This window comes from Ruegeria sp., assembly GCF_028066395.1.
Classification (GTDB): Bacteria; Pseudomonadota; Alphaproteobacteria; order Rhodobacterales; family Rhodobacteraceae; genus Ruegeria.
In genome coordinates this window covers 1-13,540 of the sequence record NZ_JALCBM010000027.1, presented here as the reverse complement: position 1 = coordinate 13,540, position 13,540 = coordinate 1, and the positions used below count along the sequence as shown (strand labels likewise).

Genomic DNA, 13,540 nt, shown 5'->3' with positions numbered 1-13,540 from the left:
TAAGCAAAATGCGAAATAAAATTGCGCGTAAAATGTTGCATTTTGAAGTCAGTTTCGGATGCGCCATTCACATTAGTTTCATAACCGAAACAATAAACCCTTGTCTGTGAAGGGCTTCACAATTTTTGGTTTAGCCGGTTTTGGCGCGAACCATTTTAAAGTGCGCACCGCATCGGGTGATTCCTTTTTGTCCGTGATGCAAGCCGAACTGAGGGGTCTTTGGATCCGGCGCCAACCCGCCCAACGCCATAACCGACTTGACCATCCGGGCAAATGCCGAAAGGGTCGCCGCAAAACAAACGACCGGAGCAGGAATGGCCAGCACGCCCCCGCCTTTCGCCCCATTTGAATGGAAAATCGCCTGGCGATACCTGCGCGCCCGCCGGGCCGAAGGGGGCGTCAGCGTGATGACATGGATCTCGCTGATCGGGATCACGTTGGCGGTGTTCGCGCTGATCGCGACGCTGGCAGTGCGGTCCGGGTTCCGGTCTGAATTTGTGGGCACCATTCTGGGGGCGAACGCCCATGTCACGGTCTATTCGGTGGGCGAGGTTAACGCGCAGGGCCGCATCGACCGCACCATCGCCGATTATGACGGTATGGCCGACCGGATCGCGCAGGTGCCAGGCGTGATCCGCACCGCTCCCTTGGTCAAAGGTCAGGTGCTGCTGACCAATCGCGACCGCAGCACCGGGGTTGAGGTGTTTGGCATCCGTCCTGACGATCTGCTCAGCCTGCCGGGCATTGCCGAAAGCGATCAGGCGCTGGGCGATCTCAGCCGGTTCGAGGAGGGCATCGCCATCGGCTCGGGCGTGGCGCGTGCCATCGGGGCGACGGTGGGGGATGTGGTCAAGGTGACCTCGCCCAACGGGGTCAAGACCGCCTTTGGCACCTCGCCCCGGGTGAACGCCTATGAGGTGGTCTATGTCTTTTCCGCCGGGCGCTATGACATCGACCGCACCCGCGTCTACATGCCCTTTGCCGAGGCGCAGAGCTTTTTCAACCGCGACGGTGTGGCCGATGAGATCGAGGTGATGGTGGCCGAGCCGGAAAACCTGAACCCGGTTCTGGTGCCGATCCTTGAGGCCGCAGGCGGACGACCGCAGATCTGGACCTGGCAGGATGCCTCGGGCGGCTTCCTGCGCGCGTTGGAGGTTGAGGACAACGTGATGTTCATCATCCTGTCGATCCTGGTGCTGATCGCGGCGATGAATATCGTTTCGGGCCTGATCATGTTGGTCAAGAACAAGGGGCGCGACATCGGCATCCTGCGCACCATCGGGCTGAGCGAAGGCTCGGTCCTGCGGGTGTTCTTCATCTGCGGCGCGTTCACCGGGATCATCGGCACCGCGATGGGAGTCGTTCTGGGCTGCCTGTTTGCACTCTATATCGATCCGATCTTTTCCTTCGTGAACTATGTCATGGGCGGCGGGGTCTGGGACCCCTCCATTCGCGGCATCTATGCCTTGCCCGCAGAACTGCACCTGTCGGATGTGCTCAAGGCCGTGGGCCTGTCTCTGGGCCTGTCCTTTCTGGTCACCTATTTCCCGGCCCGCCGCGCGGCGCGGCTGAACCCGGTTGAGGCGCTGCGCTATGAATGATGTGACCCTGCGGCTGAACGGCCTGACCAAGACCTATCTGCCGGGCACACCGGGTGAGGTGCAGGTGCTGCGCGGCGCCGATCTGGAACTGCGCGCGGGCGAGGCTGTGGCGCTGGTGGCGCCCTCCGGCGCGGGGAAGTCCACGCTGCTGCATATCGCGGGCCTGCTGGATACGCCGGATCAGGGAACGGTCGAGATCGCGGGGCAGGCGGCCTCGGGCAAAGGCGATCGCAAGCGCACGGGCATCCGGCGGCACGATGTCGGGTTTGTCTATCAGTTCCACCACCTGCTGCCGGAATTCACCGCGCTGGAGAACATCGTGCTGCCGCAACTGGCCAATGGCGTCTCGGAACGGGCGGCGCAGGATCGGGCAATGATCCTGCTGGACCGCGTCGGCGTGGCCGCCCGCGCCAGCCATCGCCCGGCGGCCCTGTCCGGCGGTGAGCAACAACGCGTTGCCTTCTGCCGCGCCTTGGCCAATGAGCCGCGCGTTTTGCTGGCGGATGAGCCGACGGGCAATCTGGACCCGGAAACCTCGGATCAGGTGTTTGGCGCGCTGATGACGCTGGTGCGTGAGGCCGGGCTTTCGGCCCTGATTGCGACGCATAACCTTGATCTGGCGGCCCGGATGGATCGGATGGTGCGGCTGGACGGAGGGGTGCTCAGGCCAGTTGAGTGATCGCCACGCCGATGGCCATCACCATGATTCCGGTTGCGCGCATCAGTGACAGCGGCGTGACCTGAGCGCCAAATAGGCCGAAATGGTCAATCGCGGCGGTGCTGATCAACTGCCCCAGCAACACGAAGAACACCGCGTTGCCCACCCCGAAATGGGGCGCGACATGGGTGATGGACAGCACGTAGAAGGCGATCAGGACCCCCGCCAGAAACAGATGTTTCGGGGCCTCGGCCGCTTTGGCAAAGGCCTGACCGCCGGGCAGCACCAGCAAAGCAAGCGCCGAGGCCGCAAATGCAATCGCAAACAGGATGACGGCGGCGGTGTTGGGTGATCCAATCAGCCTGCCCAGGGCCGCGTTCAGAGCGGCCAGCACGGGAACTCCGATCCCCGCCGCCAGCATGATCGCCGCATATTGTGTCATGAGATGCCCCTGTCGCCCGCTTCCGTTGGGTTGGATCATTGCGCCCAGACGGGTTCTGGACAAGCCCGTAAATGGCCCGTGGGCGGCCGAGTTCAAGCCCTAGCTGCAAATCCCCTGAACCTGCGCCCCGGACCACGGCAATTCGACCGCGCGTTCCCGGCGGCTGCCCGGCAGTTTGGCCAGATCGAAATGCGGGCTGAGCATGTCGTGCAGCCGTTTGGTTCGCGCCGCATCGGGGTCCAGCGCGCGGCAGCAGACATATTCTTCGACAATCGCGCCCTGCTGTTCGAACCCATAGGACAGAAAATCCGGTGAGGTATCGAGGTCGAACAGATAGGGATCGTTCTGACGTCCGTGCTCGGCGGCGGCGCGCAAGGGGTGATAGCCGGTGGTGGTGCGGTTCTGCCATTGCCAGACATGGGTCAACTCATGCGCCAGCAACATCGCGGCGATCAGGTTCACCTGGTCCGGATACTGGCTCATGTAATCGTCTAGATACCAGTCGCGGGTGAAATAGACCTTATTGAACAGGGCCACGGCAGCGGGTTTTCCGGTCACCGTTTCCTCTTTCACCGGCGGCAGGATGCGTTCGCGGCAGGCCAGCCGGGGACGGGCTTTGCGGGTATAGGTGATGGCGGTCACCGGCGCGCCCTCGACCAGACGCACCCGGTCCAGATTCAGCGTCTCGCCATGGATATTGCCCGCAAAAGCGCGCTCCTGATCGGTTAATGGGCGACCGCAGGTGGCGAGCAGAAACAGGGCAGAGATCAACAGGGGGCGAAGCATGAGGATAAGCCTAAAGCGGCACACCCGCGCTGCAAGCCGTTTTCACAGGCTCATCGCCAGAACCCGGCTGATTTCGGTCAGCGAGCGGCCCGATTGATCCATCCACGTATTGAACGCCTCTTGCACAGCCGTCATCGCCTTTTTCGAGGTCGCGGGCTTGTCGATCACCCCTTCGGCGATCAGCCGCGCGGTCACATCGCGCGACAGGATGAAACTGTCGCGCCCCGCAAACCGCATCGCATATTGCGCTGAGGCACCGCCCAACCGCGAGCCGCGCTTGCCCAGCATTGCCAGCAAGCCGATGTAGTCGGTGGACGGCCAGCTGCCCAGAACCTGACCCGCGCCGCCTTCGTCGCGCAGTTCCAGCAAAAACGTGGCGTTGTCGCGGACCGCAGCGATCTTGGTGCCGTTGCGCACGATGCGCGTGTCCTGCAGCAGGGCATCGAATTTCTCATCATCCATGAAGGCGCAGCGTCCGACGTCGAACCCGTCAAAGGCGGTCTCGAACCCGTCCCATTTGTTTTCGATCACTTTCCAGTTGAACCCGGCCTGAAACACCGTCTTCGTGATGATCGACAGCCAGCGGTCATCGGGCATCGCCGCCAATTCGGTTACGGATTTCGGTTTGGTCAACTTGGCGGCCAGCGCATCAGGGCCGCCGTGGCGATCTGCGGCAAGGCTGTAAATCTCATCGAAATGGCGCATGTCTGAAACCCTCCCGTATGCCCCGAGTTTGACGGATTGTCCGGCGCTGACAAGGGGGATTGCTAGCACTTTACCGGGTTAGGGATTTTATGATTGACTGGTCAATCAATTTCCCGCAGCTTGCAATCATAAACACCAAAGGCGCGCCAAGCGCCTGCAGCGGGATGGGGAGAGTCCTGTTGGTTTGACCGGCCCGCTTTGCTGGACCGGAATGCTGACCGTTTCCTTTTCATTTCCGCCAGAATATGTGCATGCTGCAGCATGCAACCAATAACCAAACCGTCCCGGGTCCGGCCTTGCCTGATCCAAGGGGGAACGAAAAAAGAGAGGGAGAAAATCTTATGAAAAAACTGGGTGTAAGCCTTTTGGCGATGACCGTGGCCGGTGCGGCCAGCGCGGCAGATATGGGCGCGGTGGACGAGCCGATCAAGCTGGCAATCAACGAATGGACCGGTCAGCACGTAACGACCCATGTGGCTGGCGAGATGCTGAAAGCCGCAGGATATAACGTGGAATACGTCACCGCAGGCATGATGAACCAGTTCCAGGCGCTGGCCGATGGTGACATCGACGCGACGCTGGAAATCTGGTCCTCGAACGTGTCCGACGAATACGCCAAGAAGGTCGACGAAGGCACCGTGGTCGAAATCGGCGATCTGGGTCTGGATGCCAAGGAAGGCATCGCATACCCGGCCCATGTGGCCGAGCTGTGCCCGGGCCTGCCCGCATGGGAGGCGCTGAAAGACTGTGCGCAGGTCTTTGCCACCGCCGAAACTCTGCCCGGTGGTCGTCTGGTCGATTACCCGGCGGATTGGGGCACCCCCGGCGCGGACCGCATGACCGGGCTGGAGCTGCCGTTCAAGGCGGTGCCTGCCGGGTCCGAGGGTGCTCTGATCGCCGAACTGCGCGCCTCGACCGAACGGAAATCGCCTCTGTTGATCACCTTCTGGCAGCCGCATTGGGCGATGTCCGCCTATGACGTGCAATTCGTCGATCTGCCTGCGGGGGAAGAAGCGTGCTTCAACGATCCCGCTTGGGGCCCGAACCCCAACGCGGTGAATGATTGTGATTTCTCGCCCTCGCGCATCTTCAAAGCGGGTTGGAGCGGCATGGAAGAGAAATGGCCTGCCGCTTATGAAATCCTGTCGAACTATCAACTGGCAGTCGAAGACCAGCAGCCGATGATGGGCGCGATCGATGTGGATGGCGGCTCGGTCGAGGAAGTTGTCGCCGCGTGGATGGCCGAGAATGAAGGCAAGTGGCGTCCGGTCGTTGACGCCGCAACGCAGTGAGCGCGCATCAGTGACTGACGCAAATACGCCTGCCATCGCCTGCCGGAACCTCTGGCAGGTGTTTGGCCCCGGCGCTGACAAGGCCCTGACCGACGCGCTGTCTCGGTCAGGGAACGATTCCGATAAGGCCGCCGCCGACCTGCGCGAAAACGGGTTCATCCCCGCTGTGCAGGACGCCAATTTCGACGTGCAGGAGGGCGAGCTTTTCGTCATCATGGGCCTGTCGGGCTCGGGCAAGTCCACTCTGATCCGCTGTATCTCGCAATTGCTGCCGGGGACGGGGGGGGAGATTCGCGTGGATGGCGAAAACGTCATCGGCGCGTCGAAAAAGACCCTGACCGAGCTGCGCCGGAAAAAGCTGGGCATGGTGTTCCAGCATTTCGGCCTGTTCCCGCATATGACCGTGGCCGAAAACGTCGCTTATCCGTTGCGCGTGCAGGGTGTGGGCAAAAAGGAACGTCTGGCCCGCGCGCAAGAGGTGATCTCGCTGGTCGGTCTCGAAGGCCGCGAGGACAGCTTCCCACGCCAGCTTTCGGGCGGGCAGCGTCAGCGGGTGGGGATCGCCCGCAGCCTCGCCGTGAACCCCGATATCTGGTTTCTGGACGAGCCATTCTCGGCCCTCGATCCGCTGATCCGCCGCCAGTTGCAGGATGAATTCCTGCGTATTCAGGCGACGCTGAAGAAATCCATCGTCTTCATCACCCACGACATTCAAGAGGCGCTGAAACTGGCCGACCGCATCGCCATCATGCGCGACGGCAAGATCGTGCAGATCGGCACGCCGACGGATATCGTACTACGCCCGGTGGATGATTATGTGCGCGAGTTTTCCAAGGACGTGGCCAAGGGCCAGCACGCCAAGGTCGCCTCGGTCATGCGTGACGATGCCGAGCGTGGGCCGGATGATCCGGGTCTGACCACCTCGATGACGCTGGATGCGGCACTTGCGCATTGTATGGAGCTGTACGAACCGGTGCCCGTGCGCGATGCCGAGGGCAACGTGGTCGGCACAGTTCATCCCTCGGATCTGGCCGCCGCGCTGCAGGTGGATGAAACATGACCGCTGCGACGGATATCCCCGCGCAGCAGGCCCGTCTGACCGCAGGCGCGCAGGCCGCGCTGATCACGTTGATCGTTGGCGCGCTGTGTTTGGCGCTGGAGGGCAGCGCCCCGTGGCTGGTCACATGGCCGAAAGCGTGGGAACTGCCCGCAACACAATGGGTTGGGGCGTTTCTGGACTGGTTCCTGAACGGCATCAAACCGGCGATGCGGCTGTTTTCCGACCTGATGACCTATCCGATGGATGCCGCGAACTATGTGCTGGGGAACACACCCTGGCCGATCCTGATCGGGCTGGTGACCGCATTGGGCTGGTATCTGGGGGGCCTGCCGATGGCGGCGCTGGGGTTCTTTGGCCTCAGTTTCGTGCTGGCCTCGGGCTATTGGGCCGAGAGCATGAATACGCTGGCCCTCGTCGCTGTATCCGTGCCCGTGGCGCTGGTCATGGGCGGTGCCATTGGTATCCTTGCGAATGAAGTACCACGAGTGAAGGTTTTCGTGCAGGCGGTGCTGGACGTCATGCAGACCGTGCCGACCTTTGCCTATCTGACACCGCTGTTGTTGCTGTTTGGCTTTGGCCCGGTGGTTGGCCTGATCGCCTCGGCCATCTACGCGGCCCCACCAATGGCGCGCAACGTGATGCTGGGGCTGGAACGGGTCGAGCCCGAGATCAAAGAGGCCGCCATCATGTCCGGCGGCACCCGGTTCCAACAGCTGTTTCAGGTCGAAATCCCTGCCGCTGTGACGCAGATCATGGTCGGTGTGAACCAATGCCTGATGGCGGCCTTGTCGATGGTGATCATCGCCGCCGTGATCGGTGGGTTCAACGATATCGGGTGGGAGGTCCTGCTGACCATGCGCAAGGCACAGTTTGGCGAATCCCTGATGGCCGGTCTGGTGATCGTGGTCTTTGCCGTGGTGATCGACCGGATGAGCGGCACCCTCGCGACCGAGCGCAAACGCTATGACAGCCGCGTCGTCTGGGCGGTGCTGGGCTTTACGGTCCTGTTCACCGCCGCCTTCTGGGCGTGGCTGCCGAATCCGTCCGATCTGACCGTTCTCGATCCAATGGCCACGGCGATCGACAACGGACTGACGGCGTTTACGCAGGCCAACGGGCCGTGGCTGGACGCGCTCAAGAACAACTCTCTGTTCTACGTTCTGCTGCCTTTGCGGATCGGCTTGGATCAGGCGGTTCTGCCCTTCACATGGGGGTTCCAGTGGACAGCCATGATGAGTTTCGGCCTGTTCGCAGTCGGTGCGGTCATCGCCCTGCTGATGGCATGTCGCGGGCATCTGACCGGCGGGCTGGTCGTGCTGATCCTGATCGGCATACTGGAAACCGGCATCTCGAACCTGCCATGGCCCTTTGTCCTGACCGGGGCCGCCGCGCTGAGCTATGTCGCAGGCGGCTGGCGTCTGGCCGCATTGTCGGTGGGGTTGCTCTGCACCATCCTTGTTTCGGGCCTGTGGGAGCGCGCCTTGCTGTCGCTCTACCTCAGCGGTGCAGCGGTGTTCTTCTGCGCGGTGACGGGAGGGCTGATCGGTCTGGCCAGCGCGGTCTGGTCGCCGGTTTGGACCATCGTGCGCCCGATCTGCGACATGCTGCAGACGATCCCGCTGTTCGTGTTCCTGATCCCGGTGCTGATGGTGTTCCAGATCGGAGAGTTCTCGGCCTTCCTTGCCATCTGCGCCTATGCCATCGTCCCGATGATCCGCTACACGCGTCACGGGCTGGTCAACACGCCCGAGGAGATGATGGAGGCCGCTATCTCCAGCGGCGCGACCGAGTGGCAGATCATGCGCGACGTGCGCGCGCCCTATGCGGCCCCGACCATTTTGCTGGGGCTGAACCAGACCATCCTTTATGCCTTTGCCATGCTGGTGATCGCGGCGCTGATCGGCACGACCGGTTTGGGCCAGTCGATCTATCTGGCACTGGGGCAGGCGGATGTGGGGCTTGGCATCTCGGCCGGGGCGGCGATGGCGATCCTTGCGCTGATCGCCGACCGCATGGTGCAAGGCTTTGCCGAGGAACGCCGCAAGGCGCTGGGCCTGTAAAAAGGGCAGGGGCGGCGCACCCGCCCCTGACTTGATTTCGGACAAGGACCAGCTATCCCCCAAAGGTCTAGACCAAACGCAAAACGTTCGGAGAAGACAATGACCGGTTGGGGCCCTTTCATCGCAGCGCTGGCGGCATTCATGCTCAGCCACATGATCCCGGCGCGCCCGGCAGTGCGGGACCGGCTGATCGGAGTGCTGGGGCGAACCGGCTATTTCACCGCCTATTCCGGCCTGTCCTTGCTGGTGCTGGGCTGGCTGGTCGTGACCGCCGCCAACGCGCCTTATGTGGAGGTTATCCCTCCCTACGCCGCCCTGCGCTGGCTGCCGCTGCTGGTGATGCCGGTGGTCTGCTGGCTGGCAGTGGCCGGGCTGGTGATCCGGAACCCGTTTTCCTTCGGCGGGCTGGGGCGCAAACCTTTTGACCCGTCCCGCCCCGGCATCCTGCGCCTGACGCGGCACCCAATCCTGCTGTCGCTGATGCTGTGGGCCGTTCTGCATCTTCTGGTCAATGGCAGCCTGTCCCATGTGATCCTGTTCGGCCTCTTCGCCGGATTCGCGGGTCTTGGCATGGTCCTGATCGACCGCCGCACGGCGCGGAGCATGGGCGCTGACTGGCCCCGAATGTCCTGCAACACGGCACGCCTGTCGCTGCGCGCGCCGCGGCCTTGGCCGCCGCTCTGGGTCTGGCTGATCGCAGCCGTGGCCTATGCGGCCCTGCTTCACCTGCACACAGCTGTGATCGGCCTCTCTCCCCTGCCATGAGGGCGCAGAGTGGCCGAGGGCAACATTGCGTGCTATCTGAAACGTAACATTCGAATTTTCTGGGGGTTTCCCGATGAATCTGGCCTATGTCACCACCACCGACCGCGGCGCAACCGATCGGTTGCTGAGCGCGGTTGCCGAACGCCTGCTGGCCAAAGGCGCGCGGCTGTCCGGCGTTGTGCAGACCAATACGGAATGCGCCGACAACACGAAATGCGACATGGACCTGCGGGTGCTACCGGATGGTGAGACGATCCGAATCTCGCAATCCCTGGGCACGATGTCACGTGGTTGCAGGCTGGACCCGGCAGCGCTGGAACAGGCGGTGGGCTATGTGACGGCCTCGCTGAGCGATGCACCGCAACTGCTGATCATCAACAAGTTCGGCAAGCACGAGGCAGACGGGCGCGGGTTCCGTCCGGTGATTGGCGAGGCCCTGGCGCTGGGCATCCCCGTGCTGGTCGGAGTGAACGGCCTGAACGCCGAAAAGTTCCGCGACTTCACCGATGACGCGGCCGAGGCGTTAGACCCGGATCTAGACACGATCATTGCTTGGTTTGAGAAGGTTGACGGACGGCGTATAGCTGCGGCCTGACGGATCATCTCAATTGACTCGATAAGGCGTGCCATTTCGGTGCGCCTTTTCATATGGTTGCAGGAGATGGAGCGGGTAAGCCCGGGCGCAACATGATTGCTCCTACCCGACCTGCTTCAGGCCAGAGGGTGTGATATGCAGAGAGAAGTAAAAGTGGTGGGCGACCCTGGAATCGAACCAGGCGTGCGTCTCCGCGAGGGAGTTACAGTCCCCTGCCACACCTTGCGGCCTGTCGCCCACTGTCAGGCGTTGCACCTGACGTGGAGGCGTGATTACTAGCGCGCCTAAGGAGCGTCAACAGGAAAATTCCGCTTTGGCGCAGGAAACGTACCCGTCGGCCCGGAGGCCCATGACATGAAGAAACCCAAGTGGGTCGTCGAGAAGGAACAGGCGCGCAAGGCTGCCGCTGCGGAGACCGTCTGGCTGTTCGGTTTGCACGCTGTGCGCGATGCGCTGATGAACCCGAAACGCCAGAAACTGCGCCTGATCGTGACCCGGAACGCGCGGGACAAGCTGGCCGAGGCCATCTCCTTTGCCGGTATCGAAGCCGATATGGTCGATCCGCGCAAATTCACCGCGCCTATCGATCCGGGGTCGGTCCATCAGGGGGCAGCACTTGAGGTCAAGCCGCTGGATTGGGGCGGGTTGGCCGAAAATTGCATCGGGCGAGAGAACCCTCGTGTCCTGCTGCTGGACCGGGTGACGGACCCGCATAACGTGGGCGCGATTCTGCGCTCGGCCGAGGTGCTGGGGGCCAGTGCGGTGATCGGGACGCGGCACCATTCCGCCCCGGAAACCGGCGCGCTGGCCAAAACCGCCAGCGGCGCGCTGGAGCGGCAACCCTATCTGCGGGTCCGCAATCTGGCCGACACGATTGTCGAGCTTCAGGGTATGGGTTTTCTGGTGCTCGGGCTGGATGGTGAGGCGGATCAGACCATCGAGGCCGCACTGGACGACAAACGTGGCCGACCCGTGGCGTTGGTTCTTGGGGCCGAGGGGCCGGGGTTGCGCCAAAAGACCAAAGAGACGGTGGATCAACTGGTTAAGATTGACGCGGCGGGGGGGTTTGGGTCACTAAATGTCTCAAACGCGGCGGCAATCGCCCTATATGCATCACGACACAGATAGCAGGAGGCCACCATTTCCACCCCGCCCAAGATCGCCACATGCTGCTATTGCGGCACCCGCGCCGCGCTGGTTCTGAAAGGCAAACAGCAGCATGAACTTAGCTGCTCCAGCTGCGGTGCGCCGCTGCACAACCTGAAAATGATGCCCAAGGCCAAGGTGGCCGAAGGCAAGCCGATGAAACCCGCCAAATATCAGTCAAAGAAGACCGGCAAATACGAAAAGCCGAAAAAGAAGAAAAAAGGGCTGTTCGCGCGAGTTCTGGATGAGGCCTGGGATACCATCGAGGACGTGTTCGACTAGGCCGTTCGGCAAGGGCACGGCTGTTCACATCACCGTCATCGGGGGTTTCGATAGATGTGCGAAACATGCATGTTTGGGACCTCAATCTGAATCCGATGAATCGCCTATGCTGTCCCGACGTACCTTTTTGACCGCTTTGACCTGTTCCGCTATGGCGCCGATGGCGCAGGCGCAGGCTCAGCCTTTGTTCTATGCTGCCAGCGGCGCGGCTGTGTCCGGCTATGACGCCGTGTCCTATTTCCGCACCAGCGGCCCGGTTCCGGGGCGTCCAGAGATCGCTCTGATGTGGAAAGGGGCGACCTGGCGATTCGCGTCCGAAGAAAACCGGAACCGATTCGAAAGCAATCCGCGCGCGTTTGCCCCGCAATATGGCGGCTATTGCGCCTATGCGATGGCAAAGAACAAACTGCTCAGCTCGGATCCGCAGGCGTGGCGAATCGTTGATGGCCATCTGTACCTGACCCATTCCCGGAAGATCGAACTGATCTGGCAGCAAAATGTGGGGAAATACATTCGTCAGGCGGATAAGAACTGGCCCGACATCCTGTATCAATCCTAGGCAGAGTTCCGCATTTCGTGATCTGTCATCACAAAAATGCGCGGCCCCTCTTTTTTTTAACAAACTCATGCCTAAATGTCACAGTGACCGCGGAATGGAACTGCCGCGGGTCATTTCACTGTCCCTCGTTCCAACAACTGGCGCTCAGGTTCGACCTGGGCGCTTTTTTCTTGGCGAGGTGCCGGGTAGGGTGCGGCCATGCCTGACTATTCCGATGATCACCTGAAAACCATCCTGCGGCGCACCAAATCGGTGGGGGTTGTGGGTGTGTCGATGAACCCCGTGCGGCCCAGCTATTACGTGGCGCGATACCTGTCGCTGAAAGGGTATACGGTCATTCCGGTCAATCCGGGACACGCAGGCAAGCAGTTGTTCGGCCAGACGGTGCGGGCCTCGCTGTCCGAGATTTCGGAACCCGTTGATATGGTGGATATCTTCCGCCGGTCCGAGGCGGTGCCGCCCATCGTGGATGAGGCGCTGGAGGTCTTTCCCGACCTGCGCACGGTCTGGATGCAGATCGGGGTCGAACATGCCGAGGCATCGGAGGTCGCGCAGGCGCGTGGTGTGGACGTGATCATGAACCGTTGCCCCAAGATCGAATATCAGCGCCTGTTTGGCGAGCTGCGCATGGGCGGGTTCGCGACCGGAGTGATTTCGTCAAAGCTCTGAGGCGTTACGGTGCGGGCAGGGGTCGCAGGCGCGCGACTTGTTCCTTGCGGCGTTTGTCCAGCACCACATCGCGGGGCACCCAGTCATATCGCGTGTCCTCGGGCAGCGGGGCCCAGTACAGCACTCCGCCATACCGCCACGGGTCCAGCACCACACCGTCATAGAGGCTGTCACCTTTGCGGCTGACGATGGCGGTGCTGTGGTCGATTCGGAACGGGTTGTCTGCATTGGCAATCGCCCGGTGCAGGGTCAGCGTCTGAAAGTTCTCCTGATTCAGCCGCCGTTCGATATCCTCGGCCCAATGCCAGCACAGCCCCCGTGGGCGCAGGCCCTGATTGACCTTGGCATTGTGGATCAGCGGCGAGTCGGTGATCTGATAGTCCTGCGCCAGTTGCGCGGTGTAGGCATAGGCGATTTCTGCGGCACGTTCCGCCTCGGCGGGATCGACACCGGGGCCGAGGTTCCGGATTTCGCTCGCCAACCGTTGGACATCGTCATCCTGCGGGGCAGGCGGGATCGCACAGGCGGACAGGGTCACACAGCCAAGCAGGGCCAGCAGGTAAGTCCAAGGTCTGATCATGCGCGCACCCATCCAAGCCAGCGCCCGGGGCGCATCCGCCTGACTATAGGCGTGCAGCCGGGGCAGCGAAACCCGTTCAGCCCTGCGGGCGTGCGGCTTTTTCGGCAATGCCGCTGATCCCTTGACGTCGGGCGAGCTCCTGCAACACATCATCCAGCGCCACATCCCGCGCGGCCAGCATCACCAGCAAGTGATAGAGCACATCCGCCGCCTCGGACGTCAGCTTGGTCTGATCGCCCTTGACCGCTTCGATGATGGCCTCGATGGCCTCTTCCCCGAACTTCTCGGCGCATTTCTCGGGGCCTTTGGCCAGCAGCTTGGCGGTCCAGCTGGAGTCGGG

General features: G+C 62.1%; 16 protein-coding genes and 1 tRNA gene. 11 read left to right on the top strand and 6 right to left on the bottom strand.

What is annotated here, in order from left to right:
- Positions 1 to 314 precede the first annotated feature (314 nt).
- Both MPJ51_RS10510 and MPJ51_RS10505 read left to right on the top strand, forming a co-directional pair.
- Positions 315 to 1,601, top strand: coding sequence for a lipoprotein-releasing ABC transporter permease subunit (locus tag MPJ51_RS10510; protein WP_298385853.1), 1,287 nt, complete (start codon positions 315 to 317; stop codon positions 1,599 to 1,601).
- Complete coding sequence (locus MPJ51_RS10505; RefSeq protein WP_298385850.1) at positions 1,594 to 2,280, top strand: ABC transporter ATP-binding protein; 687 nt, start codon at positions 1,594 to 1,596, stop codon at positions 2,278 to 2,280. Before MPJ51_RS10510 ends, MPJ51_RS10505 begins: the two co-directional genes overlap by 8 nt.
- Here MPJ51_RS10505 and MPJ51_RS10500 read toward each other — a convergent pair.
- The 3 genes from MPJ51_RS10500 to MPJ51_RS10490 all read right to left on the bottom strand — a co-directional run bounded on the left by MPJ51_RS10500 (position 2,264) and on the right by MPJ51_RS10490 (position 4,192).
- Positions 2,264 to 2,701, bottom strand: coding sequence for a DMT family transporter (locus MPJ51_RS10500; RefSeq protein WP_298385847.1), 438 nt, complete (start codon positions 2,699 to 2,701; stop codon positions 2,264 to 2,266). The two genes, MPJ51_RS10505 and MPJ51_RS10500, sit on opposite strands and share 17 nt — an antisense overlap.
- Before the next feature lie 99 nt (positions 2,702 to 2,800).
- Positions 2,801 to 3,487: a hypothetical protein gene (locus tag MPJ51_RS10495; protein WP_298385844.1), complete on the bottom strand. Its 687-nt coding sequence runs from the start codon at positions 3,485 to 3,487 to the stop codon at positions 2,801 to 2,803.
- Between the two features lie 42 nt (positions 3,488 to 3,529).
- Positions 3,530 to 4,192 (bottom strand): DNA-3-methyladenine glycosylase I, encoded by a 663-nt coding sequence (locus MPJ51_RS10490; protein ID WP_298385841.1) that lies wholly within the window; start codon positions 4,190 to 4,192, stop codon positions 3,530 to 3,532.
- Between the two features lie 341 nt (positions 4,193 to 4,533).
- Here MPJ51_RS10490 and MPJ51_RS10485 point away from each other — a divergent pair, with 341 nt between their 5' ends.
- The 5 genes from MPJ51_RS10485 to MPJ51_RS10465 all read left to right on the top strand — a co-directional run bounded on the left by MPJ51_RS10485 (position 4,534) and on the right by MPJ51_RS10465 (position 9,964).
- The gene (locus tag MPJ51_RS10485; protein WP_298385839.1) at positions 4,534 to 5,484 is read left to right on the top strand and encodes an ABC transporter substrate-binding protein; all 951 of its coding nucleotides are present in this window, start codon (positions 4,534 to 4,536) and stop codon (positions 5,482 to 5,484) included.
- 10 nt (positions 5,485 to 5,494) lie between these two features.
- Positions 5,495 to 6,544: a betaine/proline/choline family ABC transporter ATP-binding protein gene (locus tag MPJ51_RS10480; RefSeq protein WP_298385836.1), complete on the top strand. Its 1,050-nt coding sequence runs from the start codon at positions 5,495 to 5,497 to the stop codon at positions 6,542 to 6,544.
- The gene (locus MPJ51_RS10475) at positions 6,541 to 8,604 is read left to right on the top strand and encodes an ABC transporter permease subunit (protein WP_298385833.1); all 2,064 of its coding nucleotides are present in this window, start codon (positions 6,541 to 6,543) and stop codon (positions 8,602 to 8,604) included. Before MPJ51_RS10480 ends, MPJ51_RS10475 begins: the two co-directional genes overlap by 4 nt.
- Positions 8,605 to 8,703: 99 nt before the next feature.
- Positions 8,704 to 9,369, top strand: coding sequence for an NnrU family protein (locus tag MPJ51_RS10470; RefSeq protein ID WP_298385830.1), 666 nt, complete (start codon positions 8,704 to 8,706; stop codon positions 9,367 to 9,369).
- Between the two features lie 73 nt (positions 9,370 to 9,442).
- Positions 9,443 to 9,964, top strand: a complete 522-nt coding sequence (locus MPJ51_RS10465) for a DUF2478 domain-containing protein (RefSeq protein WP_298385827.1) — start codon at positions 9,443 to 9,445, stop codon at positions 9,962 to 9,964.
- Between the two features lie 154 nt (positions 9,965 to 10,118).
- On the opposite strand, the gene MPJ51_RS10460 is transcribed toward MPJ51_RS10465, so the two are convergent.
- Positions 10,119 to 10,202: transfer RNA gene (locus tag MPJ51_RS10460), tRNA-Tyr, on the bottom strand.
- A gap of 116 nt (positions 10,203 to 10,318) precedes the next feature.
- Here MPJ51_RS10460 and rlmB point away from each other — a divergent pair.
- From rlmB to MPJ51_RS10440, 4 genes are all read left to right on the top strand, one after another.
- Positions 10,319 to 11,092 carry a 23S rRNA (guanosine(2251)-2'-O)-methyltransferase RlmB gene (gene rlmB, locus MPJ51_RS10455; RefSeq protein WP_298385824.1) on the top strand — a complete coding sequence of 258 codons (774 nt, stop codon included), beginning with the start codon at positions 10,319 to 10,321 and terminating at the stop codon, positions 11,090 to 11,092.
- A 141-nt stretch (positions 11,093 to 11,233) separates the two neighbouring features.
- Complete coding sequence (locus tag MPJ51_RS21755) at positions 11,234 to 11,392, top strand: hypothetical protein (RefSeq protein WP_337959816.1); 159 nt, start codon at positions 11,234 to 11,236, stop codon at positions 11,390 to 11,392.
- A gap of 106 nt (positions 11,393 to 11,498) precedes the next feature.
- Positions 11,499 to 11,951: a YHS domain-containing (seleno)protein gene (locus MPJ51_RS10445; protein ID WP_298385821.1), complete on the top strand. Its 453-nt coding sequence runs from the start codon at positions 11,499 to 11,501 to the stop codon at positions 11,949 to 11,951.
- A gap of 198 nt (positions 11,952 to 12,149) precedes the next feature.
- Positions 12,150 to 12,620 (top strand): CoA-binding protein, encoded by a 471-nt coding sequence (locus MPJ51_RS10440; RefSeq protein ID WP_298385818.1) that lies wholly within the window; start codon positions 12,150 to 12,152, stop codon positions 12,618 to 12,620.
- A gap of 4 nt (positions 12,621 to 12,624) precedes the next feature.
- On the opposite strand, the gene MPJ51_RS10435 is transcribed toward MPJ51_RS10440, so the two are convergent.
- Positions 12,625 to 13,200, bottom strand: a complete 576-nt coding sequence (locus MPJ51_RS10435) for a hypothetical protein (RefSeq protein ID WP_298385815.1) — start codon at positions 13,198 to 13,200, stop codon at positions 12,625 to 12,627.
- Between the two features lie 76 nt (positions 13,201 to 13,276).
- The coding region (locus MPJ51_RS10430; RefSeq protein WP_298385812.1) for a phosphoribosyl-ATP diphosphatase at positions 13,277 to 13,540 on the bottom strand (264 nt) is incomplete at its 5' end.